Origin of the sequence: Marinoscillum pacificum, assembly GCF_024714495.1 — a bacterium.
Taxonomy (GTDB): domain Bacteria; phylum Bacteroidota; class Bacteroidia; order Cytophagales; family Cyclobacteriaceae; genus Marinoscillum; species Marinoscillum pacificum.
Genome location: NZ_JAMZMJ010000001.1, coordinates 69,945 through 93,682 on the forward strand (window position 1 = coordinate 69,945; position 23,738 = coordinate 93,682).

General features: G+C 40.0%; 18 protein-coding genes. 5 read left to right on the forward strand and 13 right to left on the reverse strand.

Annotated elements, in window-relative coordinates:
• Positions 1–38: 38 nt before the first annotated feature.
• Entirely contained in the window at positions 39–863 is an 825-nt protein-coding gene (locus NXS00_RS00270; RefSeq protein WP_258097097.1) for a prohibitin family protein, read from the reverse strand.
• A 156-nt stretch (positions 864–1,019) separates the two neighbouring features.
• On the opposite strand from NXS00_RS00270, the gene NXS00_RS00275 reads away from it, so the two are divergent.
• A complete protein-coding gene (locus tag NXS00_RS00275) occupies positions 1,020–3,785 on the forward strand; it encodes a phosphoenolpyruvate carboxylase (protein WP_258097098.1) in 2,766 nt (921 codons plus the stop codon).
• Positions 3,786–3,881: 96 nt separating this feature from the next.
• On the opposite strand, the gene NXS00_RS00280 is transcribed toward NXS00_RS00275, so the two are convergent.
• From NXS00_RS00280 to NXS00_RS00300, 5 genes are all read right to left on the reverse strand, one after another.
• Positions 3,882–4,880: an ABC transporter permease gene (locus NXS00_RS00280; protein WP_258097099.1), complete on the reverse strand. Its 999-nt coding sequence runs from the start codon at positions 4,878–4,880 to the stop codon at positions 3,882–3,884.
• A gap of 11 nt (positions 4,881–4,891) precedes the next feature.
• Complete coding sequence (locus tag NXS00_RS00285; RefSeq protein ID WP_258097100.1) at positions 4,892–5,839, reverse strand: ABC transporter ATP-binding protein; 948 nt, start codon at positions 5,837–5,839, stop codon at positions 4,892–4,894.
• An 8-nt stretch (positions 5,840–5,847) separates the two neighbouring features.
• A complete protein-coding gene (locus NXS00_RS00290; RefSeq protein ID WP_258097101.1) occupies positions 5,848–6,630 on the reverse strand; it encodes a COG1470 family protein in 783 nt (260 codons plus the stop codon).
• A gap of 390 nt (positions 6,631–7,020) precedes the next feature.
• Positions 7,021–10,188 carry a WD40/YVTN/BNR-like repeat-containing protein gene (locus NXS00_RS00295; RefSeq protein ID WP_258097102.1) on the reverse strand — a complete coding sequence of 1,056 codons (3,168 nt, stop codon included), beginning with the start codon at positions 10,186–10,188 and terminating at the stop codon, positions 7,021–7,023.
• A gap of 96 nt (positions 10,189–10,284) precedes the next feature.
• Complete coding sequence (locus NXS00_RS00300; protein WP_258097103.1) at positions 10,285–10,926, reverse strand: SDR family oxidoreductase; 642 nt, start codon at positions 10,924–10,926, stop codon at positions 10,285–10,287.
• A gap of 141 nt (positions 10,927–11,067) precedes the next feature.
• On the opposite strand from NXS00_RS00300, the gene NXS00_RS00305 reads away from it, so the two are divergent.
• On the forward strand, positions 11,068–11,994 hold the full coding sequence (locus tag NXS00_RS00305; protein WP_258097104.1) for an Ig-like domain-containing protein: 927 nt from the start codon (positions 11,068–11,070) through the stop codon (positions 11,992–11,994).
• A 7-nt stretch (positions 11,995–12,001) separates the two neighbouring features.
• The gene (locus NXS00_RS00310) at positions 12,002–12,853 is read left to right on the forward strand and encodes a hypothetical protein (protein ID WP_258097105.1); all 852 of its coding nucleotides are present in this window, start codon (positions 12,002–12,004) and stop codon (positions 12,851–12,853) included.
• Here the strand turns inward: NXS00_RS00310 and NXS00_RS00315 are convergent.
• The gene (locus NXS00_RS00315; RefSeq protein WP_258097106.1) at positions 12,850–14,703 is read right to left on the reverse strand and encodes a hypothetical protein; all 1,854 of its coding nucleotides are present in this window, start codon (positions 14,701–14,703) and stop codon (positions 12,850–12,852) included. The two genes, NXS00_RS00310 and NXS00_RS00315, sit on opposite strands and share 4 nt — an antisense overlap.
• A gap of 55 nt (positions 14,704–14,758) precedes the next feature.
• The gene (tyrS, locus tag NXS00_RS00320) at positions 14,759–16,057 is read right to left on the reverse strand and encodes a tyrosine--tRNA ligase (RefSeq protein WP_258097107.1); all 1,299 of its coding nucleotides are present in this window, start codon (positions 16,055–16,057) and stop codon (positions 14,759–14,761) included.
• A gap of 141 nt (positions 16,058–16,198) precedes the next feature.
• Between tyrS and NXS00_RS00325 the strand changes: the two genes are divergently transcribed.
• Positions 16,199–17,563 (forward strand): M48 family metalloprotease, encoded by a 1,365-nt coding sequence (locus NXS00_RS00325; RefSeq protein WP_258097108.1) that lies wholly within the window; start codon positions 16,199–16,201, stop codon positions 17,561–17,563.
• On the opposite strand, the gene NXS00_RS00330 is transcribed toward NXS00_RS00325, so the two are convergent.
• From NXS00_RS00330 to NXS00_RS00350, 5 genes are read right to left on the reverse strand one after another with little or no spacing between them, the layout of a single operon-like run.
• Complete coding sequence (locus tag NXS00_RS00330) at positions 17,556–18,467, reverse strand: oxidoreductase (RefSeq protein WP_258097109.1); 912 nt, start codon at positions 18,465–18,467, stop codon at positions 17,556–17,558. The genes NXS00_RS00325 and NXS00_RS00330 overlap by 8 nt on opposite strands.
• Before the next feature lie 21 nt (positions 18,468–18,488).
• On the reverse strand, positions 18,489–19,304 hold the full coding sequence (locus NXS00_RS00335) for a transglutaminase family protein (protein ID WP_258097110.1): 816 nt from the start codon (positions 19,302–19,304) through the stop codon (positions 18,489–18,491).
• A complete protein-coding gene (locus NXS00_RS00340; RefSeq protein ID WP_258097111.1) occupies positions 19,301–20,044 on the reverse strand; it encodes a proteasome-type protease in 744 nt (247 codons plus the stop codon). The genes NXS00_RS00335 and NXS00_RS00340 overlap by 4 nt, the downstream gene beginning before the upstream one ends.
• A gap of 3 nt (positions 20,045–20,047) precedes the next feature.
• Positions 20,048–21,019: an alpha-E domain-containing protein gene (locus tag NXS00_RS00345; protein ID WP_258097112.1), complete on the reverse strand. Its 972-nt coding sequence runs from the start codon at positions 21,017–21,019 to the stop codon at positions 20,048–20,050.
• Between the two features lie 17 nt (positions 21,020–21,036).
• Complete coding sequence (locus NXS00_RS00350; RefSeq protein ID WP_258098433.1) at positions 21,037–22,419, reverse strand: circularly permuted type 2 ATP-grasp protein; 1,383 nt, start codon at positions 22,417–22,419, stop codon at positions 21,037–21,039.
• Positions 22,420–22,699: 280 nt separating this feature from the next.
• Between NXS00_RS00350 and holA the strand changes: the two genes are divergently transcribed.
• Positions 22,700–23,719: a DNA polymerase III subunit delta gene (gene holA, locus NXS00_RS00355; RefSeq protein WP_258097113.1), complete on the forward strand. Its 1,020-nt coding sequence runs from the start codon at positions 22,700–22,702 to the stop codon at positions 23,717–23,719.
• The last annotated feature ends 19 nt before the right edge of the window (positions 23,720–23,738 follow it).

The window sequence follows — 23,738 nt, forward strand, 5'->3', positions numbered from 1 at the left end:
GATTTAACTATCGATTTTTAAAAGTGTTAGGGCTGACTTTAATTTCCACCTAAAATTAATGGTAAACCGTCCTTTCCACTGCCTACTACAACGATTTTACTGTTTGGAGAGTTCGCCAATTCTTTAGTCGCTTCGATACCTCTCATTTTAAGTAAGTTATCTGTTAAACTGCTATTGATAATTTTGTTGGCTACAGCCTCACCATCCGCTGCGATTCTTTTTCTTTCTGCTTCGCTTTCCTCTTTGTCTAATCTAAACTGATAAGCCAAAGCTTCTTGCTCTTGCTTTAATTTATTTTCGATAGCTAACCTAATTTGCTCTGGAAGCTTAATTGAACGGATCAATAACGCTCTCATTTCAACATTGTTTCCTGGTGCTCCCAGTATCTGATCTGTTTCTAACTTGATAGCTCCTTCTACTTCAGGTCTTTTCGTTGAGTAGATTTCCTCTGCAGTATACCTTCCCATTACTTGTCTTACAGTAGATCGTACTTCAGGTCTTACCAATCTATCTTGATAATCCATTCTGAATGTTTCGTAGATTTCACCTATGCTATCATAAATAGGGTGGAAACGAACTGTTATATCTACATTAATATTTAGGCCGTTTTTGTCCAACACGTCCATTGTTTCCTCAATTTGGTTCTCTGTAACATCATATATGTAAGCGTCACTCCATGGTGCTTTCACATGAAAACCAGGTCCTATCACGTTTTGCTTATCCAGTTCACCAGAAAGTGTGTTGAAAATGACAGCTCTTTCACCGGATTTCACCTTATAGATTAAGGAATTCCCAAGTGAAAGAATGACAATCAAAATGACCGCCGTAACAATGATAAGAGGTAAGTATTTTCGGTTATCCATAGTAGAATTATTGCATTTTAGCTGGTAAAGTTAATAATCAACAGGTGAAATAAATTATTATTCTATATTGATGATGCTATTTATTGATATTCCAAATAATTTTAGCTTTTATTGCAATATAACCAAATAAATGACCGGTTTATAAAGTAAATTTTGATGAAATCTACGCTAAAATTATTACAAGAAACATTAGGTAAACCCTATGAGGATCTGGAGTTTCTGTTGGAAGCTTTAAAGGATATTCTCATTGAGAATGGTGAAGAAGAGATGGCCAATCAGATTCCGTGGATCAAGTTTATACCGGAATTGGAATCACAGCCGCTCACACAAAAACATATTCAGTTGTATTCATTGGTTTTCCAACTGGTAAATATGGTGGAAATCAATGGAGCGGTACAACACAGAAGATCTCAGGAAGACAAGGATCTGGCGTCTGTCAATGGCCTTTGGGCGAACAATTTCAAGAAACTTAAAGATCTTGGAATTGGTGAAAAGGATATTGCTGTAAGACTTAAGGATATTCGTATTGAACCCGTATTGACAGCTCACCCTACTGAGGCGAAACGAGCAACTGTATTGGAGCATCACAGAGAGTTGTATCTATTAATGGTACAGCGTGAAAACTCTATGTATACAGAAAAGGAAAAAGAAAACATTCGACATAATATTAAGCAAACGCTTTATCGTTTGTGGAAGACAGGAGAGATTTTCCTGGAGAAGCCTGATGTGCCGTCAGAGCTCCGAAACATTATGCATTATTTAATTAATGTGTTTCCACAGGTAATACCCGTTTTGGACAGACGAATGTTACAAGCCTGGGAAGATCAAGGCTTTGATTCACAGACTTTGTACGACTTGGATGCCTGGCCTAAGCTCTCTTTTGGAGATTGGGTAGGAGGTGACCGAGATGGTCATCCGTTGGTGACGGATCAAGTGACAGCCGAGACACTGACTGCACTTAGATTAAATGCCATAGTAGTTGTTCGCAGAACACTAGTTGATTTAGTGAAGCATTTGAGTTTCACCGCAAGTTCTTCAACCGTAGATCCTGAGTTAAAAGATCGTCTTCATGAGTTAAAAACACAGCTGGGAGCACGTGGAGAGGAAGCCTATACAAGAAATAGAGGTGAAGCATTTCGTCAATTTATCAATCTCGTACTGACAAAACTGCCTGTTGATACGCGTAGAGGTCACGCTACAGAGATTATGGAGTACCCGGGAAGTTATGTGAACTCTAAGGAGTTACTGGCAGACCTAAAGCTGCTACAGAAAGCTATGCTTAATTATGGAGCTAAGTCAATTGCAAGAGATGATATTCATACGGCTATCAGAGCAATTGAGACTTTCGGTTTTTACCTGGCGAAGGTGGATGTACGCCAGAATAGTGATTTTCATGACAAGGCCATGCAGCAGTTACTAGAAGCTGCTGGTTTTGAGAAAACGGATTATCCAAACTGGAGTGAAGAGGAGCGTTTAGCTTTCTTAAATGAAGAACTGAAATCAAATAGACCATTCACCCATCAAAACACGAAACTTGGACCAAATGCTGAGGCTGTTGTCAGTTGTTTCAAAGTTTTGGAAGCTCACATATCAAAGTATGATACAGCAGGAATTGGTTCTTTGATTGTGTCAATGACACGTTCGGTTTCTGATTTATTACTCGTTTATTTACTGGCAAGAGAGGCAGGTCTAACTATTCAGACTAAGGAAGGATTGGTTTGTGTACTTCCTGTCGTGCCATTGTTAGAGACGATTGATGATTTGGCTAATGGTCCAGATATTTTGAAAGGTTTCTTGTCACATCCTTACACTGCTAGAAGTATTAAGTACATCCAGGAGAAGGAAGAAACGCCGATGCCAGTACAGCAAGTAATGGTGGGTTACTCTGATAGTAATAAAGATGGAGGTATCATGGCCAGCCAGTGGAATCTCTTCAAAGCTCAAAGTAGACTATATGAAACTGGAAAACAGTTTGAAGTGAAAATTCGCTTCTTCCATGGTAAAGGTGGCTCAATCAGTAGAGGTGCAGGACCAACGCATTACTTTATCAATTCATTGCCACACTCAAGTATCGCTGGAGACCTGCGTTTGACAGAGCAGGGCGAGACGATTGCACAGAAGTATGCCAATAAAGTTAATGCTGAGTACAACATTGAATTATTAGTAGCGAGTACCGCTGCCAAGTCAATCAGTAGCCACTTTACAGAAAGAAAACCACATCCATTGGCTGATGTACTTCAAAAATTAGCGGACGATAGTAAGACTTACTATGAAAAGCTAATGCACGAAGAAGGGTTCATTCCTTTCTTCCGTCAGGCAACACCAATTGATGCTATAGAAACGAGTAAAATCGGTTCAAGACCAGCAAAAAGAACGGGAGCAAACTCATTGCAGGATTTGAGAGCGATTCCGTGGGTGTTCTCTTGGAGTCAATCCAGGTTCAATATGACAAGCTGGTATGGACTTGGGTCTGCTATCAATGACTTGAAGACTAATACTCCAGAGCTTTATGCTGAATTCAAGAAAGCATTGAAGCATGATGCATTCATTCGTTATGTATTGACCAATGTGGATACTAGTTTAGCTGCGACTGATGAAGAGATCATCAAAATGTACGCTTCATTGGTGAAGGAAGAAGATATTAAGGATAAGTTCTTGAACATGTTCTTAAATGAGCTTTCACTGACTCGTCAAATGTTGATGGAATTGTTGGAGAGAGGTATAGAAGAGAGACGTAAAAATCACTTCTATTCTAACCAGTTAAGGGCATCATTAATGGCCACTCTTCATAAGCAACAAGTTGAATTACTTGACAAATGGAGAACTGAAAAGGCGAAGAATGATCCTGAAGCTGAAAAGACTCAGGTACAATTAATGCTAACAATTAATGGTATTGCCTCAGCAATGAGGAATACCGGCTGATAAGTATATTCGAAATAAGTTAGGTGAAAAAGGGACTTCTAGATGTAGACGTCCCTTTTTTATGATACTCTCTTAGTCGAAGGTATATTTTGAAGATTAAGTTCTGATTTCTCTACGCATGAACTTGTAATATGCAAGGGCAAAGCATACGAAAGTTGCTGCAATCAATCCACTTACCTCTGACCATACAATCATCAAACTTTCCTTGAATGGAAGGTTGGTAGGTATGGCACCTGCCATTTGATCCATGGTGACAGGACCGAGGCTACGAACTGACGGCATAAGTAAAGTTGTAGTTGCATCAGTGTATAATTGACTAGGAGCAAGTCTTAAAAAGTTGAAAGCTAGCTGATAAATCTCATATTGAGCCGAAGCTTGCAACGGATTATCCGGGATCATGGCCTTCACAGCTAAATTGATGATTACTTCATAAAATACGGTGAAGAATAACCAGATGGCAATGGCTGTTAGTGCCGAGGTAGCAGGTTGATGAAAAACCACAGAGAGCAATATGGCAATAGCCAGCCAAAGCCCTATGTAAAACACACTGATTAATGCGTGTGTCAAAATTCTCCACAACTCTTCCATCTCAATGATTATTCCTGTTAGTATAGTTCCAGTTCCAATCATCAGTAGGGTTAGTGTGAGCATCAGGGCACCTACAAGAATCCAAACACCCACAAACTTGGACAGCAGTAAATTGTCCCTGTAGACCGGCTGAGCGAGAATTCTATTGAGTGTGCCATTTTGCTTTTCGGAGTTTATGGCATCAAACCCCAGGCTGATTCCCAACAGAGGTCCTAAAAAGCTCATGAATACATGGAATGGTGGTAATGAGCCATTGGTATGTGTCAAAAGTTTAAGGTATATAAACAATGATTCAGGGTCTTTTATAGAAGATGTGATTGATCTAAGATCGCTCATAGATACCAGCAATGATCCCCAGTAAGTGAGTAGAATCAGAACCAGCAATACGATGAATTTCCAACTTCTGATATGTCCTGAAATTTCCTTTCTGACCATTACCCAAACAGGGCTTGGGCACAAACGATGACGACTCGTGTATATGGATAATGTATTGGTTGATTTTTCCATAGGTCCATTAATTATGATGCTTTAAAATAGGATTGGTAGATATCTTCCAAATGGTATTCTTTCTTTTGAACACCGATGATATCGTATCCTTTGTTCACAAATAAGCGTACAAGATCTGCCGTGATGTCCTCACTCGACGATATGCCAATAGTTGATCCATCTATTTTAATATTTCTGACTTGAGTCAATTTCTGGATGTCTTCCTGACCTTTCCAGGGGGTTGGGGGCTGCTCAGCCAGAGTAATGTTGACATGGTATGGGTTTTCATTGGTCAGATTTTTAGAAAGTGTAGACAGGTCACCTTCGGCTAATAATTGTCCACCGATGAAAATCCCCATTCTATCACAGACCTGCTGTACCTGCTCCAGGTGATGAGAAGATAAGAGTACTGTAAGGTCTTTTTCACGATTGAGTTTAACTATCAGGTTTAGGAAATCCTTTACACCGATAGGGTCAATTCCCAGCGTTGGCTCATCCAGAATAATTACCTCAGGTTGTTTGATCAATACTTCAGCCAGACCGAGCCTTTGCTTCATTCCTCGAGAAAATGTCGAAGTTTTACGATGTATGACCTCTTGATCGAGACCTACTGTCTGTATGACCTCTGCACAGATTGCTTCAAGTTGATCTCTGGGAATGCCATTCAATTCTCCGGTATATAGCAAGTTTTGCCAGGCGGTCATGTCATCATAAAACCCAAGACTGTCCGGCATGTAGCCTACTTTTTTTCGTACCGAAATAGGATCAAATGTAGCATTGTGTCCACAAACGAAAGCAGTACCCTGATCAGGCTCGGAAAGGCCAAGCATCATCAGGATTGATGTGGTTTTCCCTGCCCCATTAGGTCCAAGTAATCCAAAGATTTCACCTTTTTTAATGGATAGATTAAGTCGATCAACCGCTTTGAGGGAACCATAACTCTTACTCAAATTGGATAATTCAATAATTGCCTTTTCCATAACTCAGCTTATCTTCTTCCAAATTTTCGAATCAGGAAAAATACAATAGCCACTGAGGCCAATATAGTTAATACTCCAACCCACCCTGCTAGTGCGGAGGTTTTTACAGTTACACGGTAGTCCATGGTACTACTTGTTTCTGAGTTTTTGACGGTAATTTTGCTCAGATAATCACCTGGTAGCGATTTGTCCGGAACGCTGATAGTCGCAGTTACTTCTTTTGCTTTTCCTGCGTCTAATAGATCTATTGATGCTGGATCAAATGAGATTGTCCATTTGGAAGGATTTCGTGATGATAGCTCCAAATCTCGCAAAGGGAGGCTTCCTGTGTTTTTTACTTTAAGTGTAACGGTGAAATTTTCACCTTCCGTAACACGTCCACTGAGTAAACCTGATGGAGTTGTTAAATCCAGTTCATATGATCCTTTGACTACCGCTTCCAATTGGAATTGAAGCGTGTCACTTTCAGAAATTGCTGTAATGGGTACTTGGTAACTGTCTGGTTGGCAATTGTATGCAGGTACGAGTTCAATGGTAATATTTTCCGTTTTGTTTGCATCCAAACCGATTGTTGTAATACCATTTCCTCGTGCTTTAAAAGTTGATCTCCAGCCCTCAGGAATAGTCGCACTCAGCGAGTACCTAATGGGTTGATTACCATTGTTTTTCAATGTGGCCTTGTACCTGAATGTTTCATTAGTGGTATTCTCGATGTTGTACAGATCGGGTATGAATGAATTGGAATTTTGGTTTTGTGAATGCCCAGCTGTAGGGGCTAATGAAAGTGCCATAAATAGGCAAAAAGCAATGCAATTAAGTTTTAAAAAAGTAGAATTAAACGCTAACATAAATTACGAATTAAAAGGTTAATGACTAAAAAACATTTTTATCCGCCCTCACATGTCGGGGTTTAGTAAAACTGCTCGCAATTTAGTAGTGATTCAGAATGTCTGAAAAAGGGTGGAGGTAGGTCTTAACAAATGTTAACACGTATTAACTTCTATTAACAATTAGAGCCAAGCAGTTCTAGATTAGCTCTAATAGCAGAAAATACATTAACTGAAACAGATTTAATAATTTTTGAAAGACAAAATGAATTGTGCTGTTTGTTTGGTGTTAGCACTATAGTGAAGTTAAAAAAGAGGCCGCTTCAATGGATTTTGAACGACCTCTTTGTTAGACTAATCTTTGAAAGGACTCAAGTCTAGATTTTCCATTTTCTCTTTGTATTTAGGCCATTCTTCACTCAGATAAGCATCTACTTTTTCATTGGCTTTGGTCATCTCGTCTGCAAACTTTTTCATTAATGCTTCTTCTGTGGCAGATGGTGCATGGGTAGCATTTCCCAGGTAGAAAGAAAGATTGCCCAGATAGTTATCAATGGTGTTTGGTTGATCAGCAGTGATACCTTGTCTATCATCTTCTTTTCCGAAATAGATGTCCATAAAGGTGTTGAGTGTATCTTTTACCTCATTGCTGAGTTTGATTTGCTCTTCAAATTCTTTCTCATCTTTTTCCTTCATTCTACTGATGAGGGTTTCAGTGATTTTGATCTTTTCTTTCAACTGCTCTACATGTCCAACAGCCAATTCTTGCTTAGCTTCCATTTCTTTGATAGCGTCATATTTCGCTTGAAGTATGTTGGTAGGTATGGTTCTTCTTGGATCAGCTTTCACTTCAATAGTTGTTTCAGATGACTGATCGCCAAAGGTAAGTTTGAGCTTATACGTACCTGGTAACACTTCAGTACCGCCGGGCTCCCGATCAGTGTTGAGCTCTCTTCTAGTCAGCCTATTGACACCTTTTTCTTCCAGTCCCCAGAACATTCTGTTGACACCCTTATCTTCAGGTGCTTTTTGCTTCAGTGTTCTGATTAAGTCACCTTTACTGTTGTAAATTTGAAGTGTTAGAGAATCATATTTGATTTTATCCTTAGTTTCTTCACCTTCTTCTTTTTTTTCATCCTCCTTCTTTTTTGGTGCATTCACCACGTAAGAAATCATAGCGCCACCTCGTCGATTTTCACCGTTAAACATTGCATCTGCTCCAAACCTAGAACCTGTTGGTTGCTGATACATGGCTTGATATGCCGTAGGAGGGGTGAATATATGAACTGTCTTGTCGAGCACCTTATTCGCGGAAGCTGCAATCTCTCTCAAAGGTCTGATATCATCTACAACCCAGGCAGCTCTTCCAAATGTGCCAATCACCAAATCATGTTCTCTTGGGTGAATCACCAGGTCCATCGTGTTGACTGTTGGGTAATCGTTTTTCCATTTGGTCCAGCTAGCTGCTCCATCTATAGAAATGTAAAGTCCATCATCCGTACCCAGGTAGTAAAGCTTTGGCTCTACTGGGTCTTGCAGGATAGAAAGTGTGTAGCTCTCCACATCGTTACCATCTACGATTCGCTCCCATGTTTTACCAAAATCGGTAGTTCGGTACGCGTATGGCGTGTAGTCAAAGTTTCTGTAGTTATTGGCAACAATCAGTGCTTCACCAGCATTCTTGTTGGAGACTTTAATTTGCGGAATCCAAATGAAGGAAGGAAGTCCTTTGATGTTCTTGCTTACCTCTGTCCAGGTGTCGCCACCATCTTTAGTCAGTTGTACTTTGCCATCATCTGTGGTGGCCCAGATCACGCCTTTTTCTACCGGACTAGGACTAATGGCTATGACTGTACAGTAGTTCTCTGCACCTGTTGCATCCATGGTCAGTCCACCAGACTCGTCCTGTTTTTGTTTGCTTTTATCATTGGTCGTCAAGTCAGGAGAGATGATGTTCCAGGTCACGCCTTTATCGGTACTTTTGTGGACGAATTGGCTACCAAAGTAAATAGTATTGTTATCAAATGGATCTTGCGCAATAGCTGAGTTCCAGTTGAATCGTAGCTTTTCTTCCAGCTCTGGAGCAGTTGGTCTGATGTATTCGTTATAACCAGTTTCACGATCATAAATGGCCACAAAACCTTCCTGAGACATGCTATACCCGTAACGACTATCATCTGGATCAGGAATCACATCAAACCCATCACCAAATGAGATCTCTTGCCAATAGCTGTTACGGATGCCTTGTGCTTTCCATATGTAGGCTGGTCCAGCCCAAGAGCCATTATCCTGCATTCCACCATAGACATTGTATGGATACTCATTATCTACTGCTATGTGGTAAAACTGTGCGACAGGGATGTTCTCGACAAATCGCCAGGTCTTACCTCGGTCTCTGGAGATGTTCAACCCTCCGTCATTACCTTCTATGATATAGTTTGGATCTTCTGGGTGTACCCAAAAAGCATGGTGATCGGGGTGCACACCGTTACTTACACCGTAAGCTGGCATCAAAGATTCGAAGGATTTACCTCCATCATTACTGACATTCACATAAGTGAATACTGAATACAACCTGTTTTCATTGATCGGGTCAACAAAGATGTCGCTATAGTAGAATGGACGATTTCCAATCTCTGGTTTGTCGCTTACTTTCGACCATTTGAAGCCACCATCTTCACTTTTGTAAAGCGCGTTTTTCTTGGATTCAATAAGTGCATAGATGATGTCAGGGTTGCTAGGTGCAATAGCCAGACCTATTCTGCCTAGTTCTCCTTTCGGCAAACCATCTTCATCCGTTTTCTTTACCCAGTTTTCACCACCATCGTGAGTGATGTAGAGCCCTGATCCGTCTCCACCAGAAGTGAAGAACCATGGCTGTCTGTAATGCTCCCACATGGCAACCACTAGCTTATTTGGGTTAGATGGGTCCATCACCAGGTCAGCAGCACCTGTTTTGTCGTTTACGTAAAGTACTTTTTTCCAGGATTTACCACCATCCGTCGTTTTAAATACGCCACGTTCAGAATGAATACCCCAAGGTGAACCGATTGCTGCCACATAAACAGTGTTTGGGTTCATAGGGTCGATGATGATTCTATGGATATGACGTGTTTTTTCTAGACCCATCTTGGTCCAGTTCTTACCGCCATCTAGTGATTTGTAGATACCATCACCACCATTGAGCGAGTTTCTTGGATTTCCTTCACCTGTTCCTACCCAGACAACAGATGGATTGGATTGCTGGATAGCAACTGCTCCGATGGAAGCGGTAGTATGCTTGTCAAAAATAGGTTCCCAGCCTATTCCGCCACTTTCAGATTTCCAGAGGCCGCCTGAAGCTGTTCCTACGTAAATGACTTCAGGTCTGGAGTTGACTACATCTATAGAAGTAACTCGTCCCGCCATACCTGCTGGTCCGATACTCCTTGGTTTGATGCCTTTAACAAGGTCCATATCCAGTTTTTGCGCAAAGACAAAAACTGGAATTATAAAGATTAATGTCAGTAAAGTTTTTCTCATAATACTTTCTAGGTTATGACTAAACTTACTGAATTATGATCAATGTGGACCCGCTATTTACATGATCGGATAAATAGTCTTTTGATAATAAGAATCCTATAAAGCTTCTACTGCCTTATCAATAGGTGTAGATCCTGAAAGCAACTCGAGCGAGTGATTCATCGCCTTTTGGTTGGCTATTACTTTTTCTAGCACAGTGGCCACATCGGTTCTTGGGATGGAGTCACTTTCTTTGGTGATTTCCGCACCAAGAGTGATATTGTTGGTTCCCGGGTCATTGGTAAGCCTGCCAGGCTTTACTATGGTAAAATTGAGGCCTGACTGCATCAAGTGTTTGTCGGCATCTGCTTTGGCTTCATAGTAGTGTTTCATGCTGTCTGGCCATTCTGACGGATTGTAATCTGCTCCTAATGCACTGACTATGGTGAAGTGTTTTACTTTCTTTTTTACAGCCAGGTCAATAGCTTTCTTTGCTCCAAGTCGATCTACCAGATGGGTTTTGTCTGGTCCGGTGTGTCCACCAGAGCCAGCAGCAAATACCACTGCATTGATCCCATCATATGCGTATTCAAAATCTTCTTCTAAGTCTGCCACTACAGTTTCTATGTCCTTAGACTTAAATTGATCAACTTGTTCGGCTTTTCGCACCATAGCTACAGGGTGGAGATTGCTTTTCTTGAGTTTGTGAGCAAGTATTTGGCCTATTTGACCGTTTGCTCCTATTATTAATACTTTCATAGTGTTTCATTATTTGATCTCTATATACTACTAATAAGAACCCAAATCGTTTGTCGTGAAGTGGACGAATGAAGTAGAATGAGGACAGAGTTTTTAGCTTTCAGAGGTTTTTAACCGTATTTAGTAGAAATTCATACTGCTATGACCAAACGATTTAATTTGTCCTGGCTTCTTGTAGGCCTTTTCGGTTGTATCGGGACCGATTATTTGGATGATCCAAAAGACCCGGCTATTCTAACCAATATCAACGCTGCGAGTATTGAAATTGGAGAGACCATTGAATTAGAAGCTACCTATTACTACAATATGTGGGTAGAAGAAGATGCAGATTTGGTTTGGACCAGTTCCCAACCTACTGTGGCTTCCGTAGATGGTAATGGACTGGTGACAGCTTTGACTAAAGGACAAACAGATATTCAAATAAATAATCCTGGGGAAGCTAAGACAACTGTTTCAATTACGGTGGTAGCTGATCCCAATGATGTGTCTGAGGTGTTGTTGAGTGTCACGAATAGCAGTATTGATGTAGGTGAGTCCATCGATATAGAAATTGAGGTTAATCGACTTGATGGTGAACCATATGAAGGAGTAGAAGATACTGTTTGGACACTGCATGACTCACAAATAGCATCGATAAATCAAAATGGAGTTTTAACAGGTTTAGGAGATGGAATTGTTCAGGTGACAGCTGCTGTGGCAAATGTGAGTAGTCAACCTTTGCCGATTATGGTTGGAGTACAAGGTCGAACTGGCTCTTTTGTTAGCGTAGGGAGTTATAAAGCTACGGGTATTGCATCCTTGCAACACAACGGCAATGATTTGTTTCTCTATTTAAGTGAAGATTTTGAAACAAGTTTTGCTCTTGGAACTTTCATTTATCTCGCAAATTCCACCGATGGCACAGCTGTAAGAGCGCAAGGAGTGGAGATTGCGGAAATCAAGGACAATGGAGCCAAAGAGTTTAATGTTTCACAGATAGACCCATCCATTCAGCTTGATGACTTTCGGTATGTTATCATTTTGTGTAAACCTGCCAGTATCACTTTTGGCTATGCTGATCTAAACTAACGCAACCATGAAAAGACTTCTATTAATTACATTCATAGTTATTTCCACTTTTAGTCAGTCTTATGCAGGAGGTGCATGGGTTTATGGTAAGAATGAAGGGTACTTCAAGTTAGCAGAGAATATGATCCGATCTCCATACTTCTTTGATGGAGATGGTAATGTGGTGGATATACCAACGATCAGTTTATATACCACTAGTTTATATGCAGAATATGGATTGGGTAAGAATTTCAATGTGATAGCCTATGTGCCATTTTTTGTAAGGTCTACATTGAATAAAGTGGTATTCAATCAAAGTGGTGACACGATTGAAGGCGAAGAGTTGAATGCGTTTGGTGATTCACAATTAGCTTTCAAATATGGTTGGAATCAGGATAAGCCAATTGTATTCTCTGTTTCGTTGGTGTTAGGGCTTCCTTTGGGTTCGTCAGAAGTGTCATCAGAAAAGATTCTACAGACTGGAGATGGAGAGTTCAACCAAATGATTCGTTTGGATGCGAGTCATTCCTTCTACCCAGCGCCTTTTTATGTATCAGCTTATACAGCTTTCAATAACCGAACAAAGGACTTTTCAGATGATTTCAGAATAGGAGGAGAGTTTGGCTATGCAGGATCTAAATTGATCGCTATTCTAAAAATCCAATCAGTACAGTCACTTTATAACGGTGTTCCTAATGGCCAGTCCAATTCTGAAGGTTCTATGTTTGGTAACAATATTGAATACGTATCGATTACTCCAGAATTGAACTATTTGGTGTCTGATACATTTGGAATCAGTGCCTCTGCAGGATTTGCACCGGCAGCAAAAAACCAATTAGCTGCTCCCAACTTTAGCTTTGGGTTGTTTTATCAACTTTAGAAAGCGATGCTCAATCCAAAATAAGGTGAAATGTACTTCTCAGATTGATATCCTCCATCTGCTGTAGGAGTGAATGCCCAATAGTAGTCGACACCCGCCGCCAGGAACTTGTTCAGATGGTAGATGAACCGAACTTTCGCCAGAGAACGCTCATCAAAAGTGAAAGCGTCTTGCAATGTGCTTAGATTTCCTTTGATATAGCTGGCATGCATGGATACTTTGTCACCAAGACGATCAATGTCTGCATTGACTCTTACGGTGGCAGGAGCATCTTCACCAATATTGTCTGGGAGTAAGAGACTTCCTCCCAATTGGACTTTTTGCAATATTTGACCTGTCAAACTACCGTAGATACCACTCATGGCCACAGCATCACCTAAGGCAAATAATCTTGCGTCTTTATTGATCTCATAGGTAGCATCGAAGAATTGTGGAAGGAAATGTTCTGTATAGCTCAATCGCTCTATTCTCAGGTCTGTGCTCATGATATCGGCTATGAAGTTGAAGCGGAAGTTTAGTCCCACACTTTGACCAGAACCATCAGAATATCCATCTTCTAAAGGGGTGTCTGTTACATCACTTACCATGGCATATTGTTGAAAAGCCAATTTCAAGCTGTCTGAAGCTTTTAGTTTGGAGTATGTTCCGAATAAGTCAATTTGAATGAATGGAATTCTCAATACGGTGATTCCCATATCGATGCCAAAACCACCAACTCCACCATCTGTGAACTGATAGGTTGCAGTTTCACCATCCGTAATAGAAAGATTGGTTTGGTCTTTGTCTCTGACGACTGTGGATCCAATCTCCAGGGTGTTCACTACTGGAATACTTAGCATTCCAAGTGGTCTAATATATGGACGTACTGCAAACAAGTTAAATGACTGAGGGTTGAAGTCACTGTACATGCTTTCAATGCCAACCAAATACCTCCAATTCAAATCAGTATGCAAACCTACTTTTCGTTTTTCAAAACTAGTCGTGTTCGTGTAGTTGTTAATTAGCCCACCATAGCCAATCATTGTGTTGTCTAATTGTCCAACTTTTACATATACATGATCCTTCTTTTGTACGCCATAGCGGATGTAGGTGATCAAACGTGCAACTCCGACACCATCTTCAAAGATCTCCGTTCGTATTTTCTTGGTTTCCAATCCATAAAGTATAGGAATGTTCAACCCAACACCTACTTTCCCAATTGAGAAATCTGGATTTAAAGTCAGCCCAACAAAGTTCTGATCACCAATGCGGGTGTAGTTAAAACCTCCATTGAATGTTCCTCCCGATGACTTACCAGATCCAAAGCCTCCTCTGAAATCCTGGATTGGTTTGCCTTCCAGTCGTTTCTTTTCCTTTTCCTGTTTGTCTAAATCATCCAGATCAAAACCTTCTTCTGGTTGATTCTTTTCAGGATCTTCATCTAGATTGGGTTTTGGTTCAGGAATGGTATCTCGTGGAATTACTTTTTCCGGAGTAGGAGGAATGGAGTCAGCCTGGGTTACTGATTCATTCGGTTCATTGACTACTGAACTATCTCGAACTAAAGTTGAACTTATGGTGCTGTCAGTATTTATAGTAATACTATCAGCAGGTATAGAATCCAATGCAATAGAATTGCTTGCGGCAGTTTTAGTGGTATCAGTTAGAAGCCCCTTCTTGCGAAGCTTTTCCAGCTCCTTTTGGCGTTTAAGCTCTGCTTTTGCTTTTTGCTTCGCTTCTTTTTCTTTAGCCTTAGAGTCTTCCCAGAGATATGAATAGTCTGAGAAGTCATCATTAGACTCTTGAGCATATGATGCTGTGAGCCCTACAATAAAGAATAGGAATAGAAGGGGTAGTCTATACTGACACATTGTTTAAAACTTAGCTGGATTTAATTAATTGTAAAAATAATACAATTAACTATTCTTAAACCACTGAAATCAGGTAGTAGTTCTTTTTACCCTTCTGAGCCAGCAAGTACTTGCCTTGAAGAAGTTCTACTTCAACTGCATCATTCGGATCACCAACTTTAATTTTATTGATGCTAACACCTCCACCTTTGATCATTTTGCGAGCTTCACCTTTTGAAGGGAAAATAGTTCCTCCTGTTAGTTCACTCAACAAATCTGTCACGTTAGCTACTTCCGCTAATTGTGTTTTAGTGATTTCTGATTGTGGTACACCTTCAAAAACCTGAAGTAAAGTACGCTCATCCAATTCAGCTAAATCTTCAGTTGTAGACTTTCCAAATAGAATTTCAGAAGCCTTTTGAGCTTTGATTAATTCTTCTTTGGAGTGAACCATAGTTGTGATTTCTTCAGCCAATCTACTTTGAAGAGCTCTCTGGTGAGGAGCTTCACGGTGTTGAGCGATCAACTCTTCTATTTCTTCCTTGCCAAGGAAAGTGAATATTTTGATGTACTTCTCAGCGTCAACATCTGAAGTATTTAACCAGTATTGGTAGAATTGGTAAGGAGACGTTCTTTCGGCATCTAGCCAGATGTTTCCACCTTCTGTCTTACCAAACTTGGTTCCATCGGCTTTGGTGATCAACGGACATGTCAATGCATACGCTTTTCCTCCGCCAATTCTTCTGATCAATTCTGTGCCGGTGGTGATGTTTCCCCACTGATCGCTTCCACCCATTTGAAGCGTACATTTAGCTTCTTTGTATAGGTGTAAAAAGTCATACCCCTGAACCAATTGGTAGGTGAACTCGGTAAAGCTCATGCCATCAGAAGATTCACCTGATAGCCTCTTCTTTACAGAATCTTTGGCCATCATATAGTTCACAGTGATGTGTTTTCCTACGTCTCTAATGAATCCAAGGAATGAAAATTCTTTCATCCAGTCATAGTTATTGACAAGTTTGGCTGCATTAGGTGTGTCAGAATCAAAATCTAAGAAGCGTGAAAGTTGATCTTTGATCGCATTTTGGTTGTGACGTAATGTAGCTTCGTCTAGAAGATTTCTCTCAGCTGACTTACCTGAAGGATCACCAATCATTCCAGTAGCACCTCCGATTAAAGCATAAGGCTTGTGGCCACACACTTGAAAATGCTTCAACATCATAACACTTACCAGGTGACCGATATGTAAGGAATCTGCAGTAGGGTCTATTCCTACATAAGCAGCTCTCATTTCTTCCATCAAGTGTGCATCAGTCTCTGGCATGATGTCTTGAATCATACCCCTCCATGTCAGTTCAGCAACGAAATCTTTCATTGGTTCAAAGAATTAGTTTTTATCTTACCGCCGCAAAAATAGACGGCCTTTTCAATAATGCCAGAATTCTAAAAAGTTTAGCTGAGTTTGCTTCGAATTTTAATCCACATATTTCTCTCTATTCTCTTACTGAATCCATTAATGGCTCAGTTTATTGATCGTCCTGCGAATTTGACTCCAAGATATAGTGGCGATGATACTGAGCTTGTTGATCAGATTTTTCACAATGCCGAGCGAGAAATTGCAAAACTAGATCAGCAAACCTTATTTTATAAGTCTTTCATTTTAGACACACGAGATTATATTCTAGATAATGTAGAGAATGGCTTTTATCTTAAACATGATTCTTTAAGCCTATTGGTTAATGAGCTAGCTGCTGGAATTCTTGATGCCAATCAACTTCATCTTGATGATCCAATATTCTTTATCAAATCTTCAGCTTTCGTAAATGCCGGATCATTGATGATCAATGTGTTTGAAATTGATGTTGCTCTTTTTGCAACCTTAGACTCAAAAGATGAACTGGCTTTTGTTCTGGCACATGAATTGGCGCATCAGTTGAAATATCACGTTGCTGAGCGCATTGTGCTTAATATGGAATATGATCCAGAAGGAAAGTTACGATCAGAAATGCAGCGTGTTGTTAAGGGTGTTACATCCAATGAGCGGCTTTCTGAAGCTCAAGAAGCTATGTATGAATACCGAAATAGTATGCGAAGAATGGAATTGCAAGCAGATTCATTAGCCACTATTTACATGAGAAAGGCAGGTTATGATCCAGCTGAAGGCATGCAAGTGTTAAACAAACTTGGATATAGTGCATGTACATCTGAAGTGGCTATGGAAAGACTGTTTCTTCGCCTATTTACATCACGTTTCAAACCAAAGCCTCAGTGGTTTGTAAAGAGTTTACCCATGCAGAGTAAGCAACAAAGTCAATTCCTGATTTACAAGACGGATTCATTGGAGAGTCATCCCCATCTAGAAGCACGGGTAAAGGCTTTGGAATTGATCGTTCAGGATAGTGTTTCTACAAATGAGTTGAAGGTGAACGATGTTTGGCGTGAAGTTATCTGGTCTGGCTACGAGCAAAGACAGTTTGATTTGACCCTGTTTTATTTGTTAATTTATATTGATCAAACGGGACATGATTCATTCTCAGGAACCATGGTTGGTCTATTGCTCAATGATTTGTACTGGGCACGGTATGATGACAATCCTGAAAACAATATCTATCAATATGTGAGTTACAGGACTCCGGGATACACAGAAGAGCTGAGGTTTGTTAACAATGTCCTTCATCATATGACCAAAGAAGATTATTTGATGACAGGATTTATGCTATTGAGTAATAGGGAAGTGTTTGATCGAACCAACGAAGAGCATTATTACTTACTGTATCATTTCGCATCTTTGCTTCAAGAAAACGCTATCGCCGATCAATTGAAGATAATGTATTTCAAACAGTTTGAACAAACCAAATACAAAACCCGAGATTTCAAGTAGGAAAGAAGTTTATCTCCATCAATTTTTCAGTAAGATTCCACAAACGACGCGCTTTCTGTTCATTTCTTGAGTTTCGATCTGATCCCACTTTTACGGCTGGTCCTTTGTATTGACGAAATCCTCCAGGGCCAAAGTACTCACCACTTTTGGCCTTAGGATCAAGAGCAGCTCTTAAGATTGGCCATGCACCTTCATTAGGCTTTTGAAAAACAAAAGGAGAGACTATATGACCTAATCTCACTAAAAGCGGATGAAGGTTTCTTCCAATTTCTGTGATGGTCACTCCTGGATGAGCCGCTAATGATGATACTTGATAATTCTTCGCTTTCAATTGTCGTGACAGTTCATAAGCAAACATCAGACAAGCTAATTTGCTTTGACCGTAGACTTTTCGAGCATTGTAATTCTTAGCTGAATTGATGTCTTCAAAATCAATGTCACCCCAGGCATGAGCTAGACTACTTAACGCGACAATTCTTGATTCTGGAGTAGATTCTAATGTAGGTAGTAGGAGACTTGTCAATAGAAAATGTCCAAAGTAATTGGCCGCCATCTGGCTTTCTAACCCGTCTTCTGTTTGCTGATAGGGTGGCATCATGACGCCAGCATTGTTAATTAATAAGTCAAGTGACTTATATTTTGAATTATAAGCTGATGCAAATGATCGTATGGACTGATTACTACACAGATCTAACGCCAGCGCATCTAATTTTGCGGCAGGATATGACTTCTTGATTCTTTCAATCGCCTTATTGGCTTTGTCCAGATTTCGACAAGCTAGAACTACGGTTAAATCTTTAGATGCTAATGCCTTCGCTGTTTCGTAACCAAGTCCAACGTTAGCGCCAGTTACAACTGCAGTACGGTCAGATTGAGATTCTAGAGATTGAAAGGAGTAAGTCATAGTCACATGACTAAGATACTTCTATAATTGTTCTAAAGTGACTTCAAATTTCAATTCAGATGAAGCATCACCAAAGTAGCTTCCCTGGATAGGGAAGGTGTTGCGTGGGAGATAGCTGGCAGCTACAGGTATATAGCGATCTGTCGCTAACAAACCAGAATTTGGATCTACTCCAATCCATCCGGCACCTGGCAACAAAACCTCGACCCAGGCATGTAATTCATGACCTTCACCGAGATTAGGATTGTATCCATACCCACTTACGAACCTTGCTGGAATATTGATGCTGCGAAGCATCTGAATCATCATCCAACTCAGATCTCTACACGACCCTTTTTTACTCGAAAAACATTCATCAGGAGGCATGATGGTTGGCTCATAGCGAATTGTATGTTCCCAATTTTCATGAATTTCACTAGCCAAAAAGGTCAATAAGGTCACCATGTTGTTGCCGGCAGGTGAAACCACATCATTCAACCAATCACTCAAATTGGAAGATAGTGATTGTTGTTGCAGGTAAGGAGTTTGAATGGGTGTTGGATCACCAACAGGTTCCTCTACAATAAAATCAAAAGGATTGATTGGCTGAGTTTCCACTATAAACTCAGCTACGACAGTTAGTTCCTTGATTGGATCATTGAACCAGCACTGATGAAAAGCATTGCTTTCAATATCCGTTCGAAAGGATAGTCCTGAAGCATGAGGATTTACTTGAATATCGAAGGATTCAAGGTTTAGATAATTTCTATGGGAAGGACAAAAGTAAAGATGGTGAGGCTGCAGAACAACCTCTTTGCTGTATATGTATTGTGTAAGGTGTTTTACTTTTATTCTCACTCAATTAGTGTCATTTGTTCATTAGGAGCAAAAGCTCTGGACAATGCTACAGCTGGTAACTTTTCAATCCCTGCTTTTAATCTTGAATTCCAAAACTCTGAAATATGGCCGAGCTCTTTTTCTTCGAAACGATGTTCGATCAGGTTGTATTCATTCTTTCTTAAAACAACCGTATCAATAGGATAATCCACGTCATTGGCAGAAATCCTTGTTGCATCAAAAGAAAGGAATCCACTTTTGAGTCCAAACTCCAAAGTCGAATCATAAGTTAATGATCTTTTTAGAATTGGATTCCCAAAGCCTGTATTTCCGATGATTACGTAAGGTGTTCCAGGTCCAATCTCTATCCAGTTACCTTGTGGATAGAGTAGATACATTTTAGGCTCTTTGTCTTCTTCTAATTGACCACCTACAATGGAGAATAAGTTGAAGTAAAGACCAGCTTCTTCAAGACTTCTTTTGTCTTCCAATGCCACTCTTTTTACCTGTTCACCAAATTGGTTAACGGCTTTGTAAAGTTTAGTGAATTTCTCGTCTTGCGCTTCGATTACCTCTCCAAAATACGTAATGGCCTTATCTCTCACAGATCTAAGGCCAGAAGTCATGATGAAAAATGAGTGTTTCTCGCGTTGAACAGTGTAAATTTTCTTTGCTGTGGTAGTGTCGTTACCAGAAGTAATACGAGTATCAGCAAGTCCAGCGACGCCCTCTTTACTCAAAATTCCTAAACAATATGTCATCTATTATTGATCCTGTGCCTGAGTAGCGAAATTAGGTTGAATCTTGAAATATTGTTCATATACAGCCGTCGAAATATCATTTATTCTTCGCTGCAGTTGGTCGAGATATTCATGCAAACCGTATTTGAATACGTCGTTGATATCAGCATATTCCAGCTCCGACCTCAAAGTACCGATGGCCTTCTCCGCCGGATTGGAATATCCTCTTTTGGCATCAGAAATTTCGTGTAAACACTTCTCAGCTTCTGTCAAGCAATAAAAGATGGATCTGGGGAAGTATACGTTCAGAACCAGATACTCCACAATGTTGGATGGTTCTATTTTCCCATACAATTTTTTATAGGCGTTGAATCCACTAACTGATTTTAGCAAAGCACTCCAGTGAAGGAAATCCAATGGTGATCCGACTTCTTCAACTGATGGGAGCAATACATGGTATTTGACGTCTAATATTCTGGACGTTTTGTCAGCACGCTCCAGAAACTGGCCCAGTTTATTAAAGTACCATCCTTGAGTTCTTGGAGAAGTATCATATCCAATTCCTTGCAATAGCTGAAGCTTATACTTAATCTGTTTGAACTGATCAGGGTCCAGAGACTTCCATGCAGAACGCTTTACCGCATTGTTCATAAAGTGATAGAGATCATTTAATACCTCCCAAATTTCTTTAGATACGCTTTCACGGATCTGTCTGGCATTTTCACGAGCCTTTGTTACCGATACCAATATGGAGTTGTCATTTTCCTTATCAAAAGCCAAAAACTTAATGGCATTTTCTCTGGAATACCCATCATAAAGTTCCAGGAAGCGTTTTTCATCTCCTGTTGCAGCAATCAATGGTTGCCATTGCTCTGCCATGCCTGGAGGTAAGTCCATTGAAAGATTGAAATTCACATCGATGAATCTGGAATAATTTTCGGCTCTTTCAGTATATCTACCGAGCCAAAACAATGAATCTGCTACTCTACTTAACATCCTCTCTACGTCATTAATTAATCAAACAAAACCCATGTGTCTTTACTTCCTCCACCTTGAGAGGAATTAACAACTAGTGACCCTTCCACCAGAGCTACTCTGGTTAGTGCTCCTGGCAAAACCTTGATTTCTTTTCCATACAGTATGTATGGTCTTAAATCTACATGTCTTGGTGCTATTCCTGCTTCTGTAATGGTAGGAACTGTTGAAAGAGAAAGGGTTGGTTGTGCTATGTATTTTCTAGGTTCAGCAGCTACGAGTTTTCTAAATTTCGCATGCTCTTCTTTGGATGCTTTTGGTCCTATCATCATCCCGTAACCTCCAGCTGCGTTTGTTTCCTTTACTACGAGTTCTTCGATGTTCTCCAGCACATACTCCAAATCTTCTTTTTCAGAGCATAAGTAAGTAGGTACATTTTCAAGAATTGGTTCTTCACCTAAATAAAATTTGATGATTCTAGGAACATAAGCGTAGATGGCTTTATCATCTGCTACTCCTGTGCCAGGTGCATTGGCTAAGGCAACGTTTCCAGCTTTGTAAGCCTCAAATATTCCAGGTACTCCTAGCATAGACTTAGGATTGAAAGTGTTTGGATCCAGGAATGTGTCATCGATTCGTCTGTAGATTACATCCACTTGCTTGAGACCTTTAGTAGTCTGCATATAGACACGATTATCTTGTGTAATCAAGTCTTGACCGGTTACCAGCTCTACACCCATTTGCTGCGCGAGGTATGAATGCTCAAAATAGGCCGAATTATAAATTCCAGGAGTTAAGACCACAACAGTCGGATTTGGCTTATCTGATAAGTTCTGCAACATAGCTAGTAGCATGTTTGAATAATCAGATACTGGTCTTACACCTATATTAGAGAAAAGTTGTGGAAACGCCTGTTTGATGATTTCTCTGTTCTCTAATAAATAAGATACACCAGATGGACATCTAAGATTGTCCTCAAGTACATAAAACTTACCTGATTTGTCTCGAACGATATCACTTCCCGTAATATGGCACCAGATTCCTTTTGGAGGATTAAGTCCGACGCATGGCTTCAAGAAGTCTTGACTGGTCAAGACAAGTTCTTCAGGTATTATTCCTTCTTTTAAAATTCTTTGTTCATGGTATAAGTCTCCGATGAACATGTTTAATGCTGTGATTCGTTGGATCAGGCCTTTCTCAATTATCTCCCATTCCTTTCCTGAAATGATTCTGGGAATAAGATCTAAATGAAGAATCTTCTCTATTCCTTGATTGTCATGATAGACATTAAAGGTCATCCCCATAGACATCTGCGCTTTATCTGCAGAGTCCTGTAGTTGAAACAGTTTCTTCTTAGAGAATTTCTGTAAGTGATCTTTAAATTCCGAATATGGGCCTCGGCAATCCTGTTGTTCGAACATCTCATCGAAATGCTCGGACGGTTTATATTGATCAAAAAGCACGATTGAACAGTTGATGTTTTTATTAAATCCATCAATAAATTATTGATTTCTTATTGAAATCGAAATATGATTATGAAAAAATCAATTATTACAGGATAAAATAATCTCTAATTCAATTTGTGTGATGGTAAGCAGAGGTGAATTAATGAATTTTCAGAGAGCAGTGGAATGGTTGAACAATTTTGAAAAACTCATAGCAACTACTTTCTCATCTGGTAAGACAGTTTAACTTTACCGCATGGCTGAATATGTAGAGATTGTAAAAGATCTTCAGAACGGTAAATATGCACCGGTTTATTTCCTACAAGGGGATGAGCCGTTTTTTATTGACAATATTCTATCACACATCGAGAAAAATGCATTGGATGAAACTCAGAAGAGTTTTAACCAATATGTGCTTTATGGTAAGGATGTGAGTTTTACCGATATACTCAATGTAGCTCGTAAATACCCCATGATGGGTGAGCGACAGGTAGTATTAATTAAAGAAGCACAAGACATCAAGGATTGGAAAAAGGAAGACGCCCAGACAATGCTTTGTGCTTATCTGGAAAATCCTTTACCGTCTACCATACTGGTTTTTGGCCATAAGTATAAGAGTCTGGATAAGCGGACTAAGGTGGCTAAGGTGCTGACCAAAAATGCTGTATTTCTTGATTCTAAAAAGATCTATGATGACAAAGTGCCAGGTTGGGTGAGTTCCTATGCGAAAGCTTCAGGAGCAAACATCTCTGACAAGGCTATTATGATCCTAACCGAGAACATTGGGAATAATCTACAGCGTTTGGCCAATGAGTTGGATAAGCTAAAACTGAATGTTCCTGACGGTCAGCAAATCGATGATAAGGCGGTTGAAAAATATGTAGGGATTAGCAAAGACTACAATGCTTTCGAGTTGCAAAAAGCGATCTCTCTCCGAGATGAAGTGAAAGCTGTTAAGATTATCAATTACTTTGCGGCAAATCCTTCGAGTAATCCTCTGATTTTGATCATTGCCAATTTGTATGCTTATTTTTCCAAACTTTTGGTGCTGCATCATCAGAATGCTTATGAGAAAGGAGCTGCTGCCAGAGCGATAGGGGTCAATCCATTTTTTGCTGGTGAATACATTATGGCTGCTAAAAACTATCCAATTCATGTGGTAGTTCGTAACATAGAGATGATTCATCACGCAGATTTACAGTCCAAAGGAATTGGCTATGGCCCGATGAAAGAAGGAGATATTTTGCGTGAGCTGATATTTAAACTGATGCACTAATACAATTGGACTGATTCTT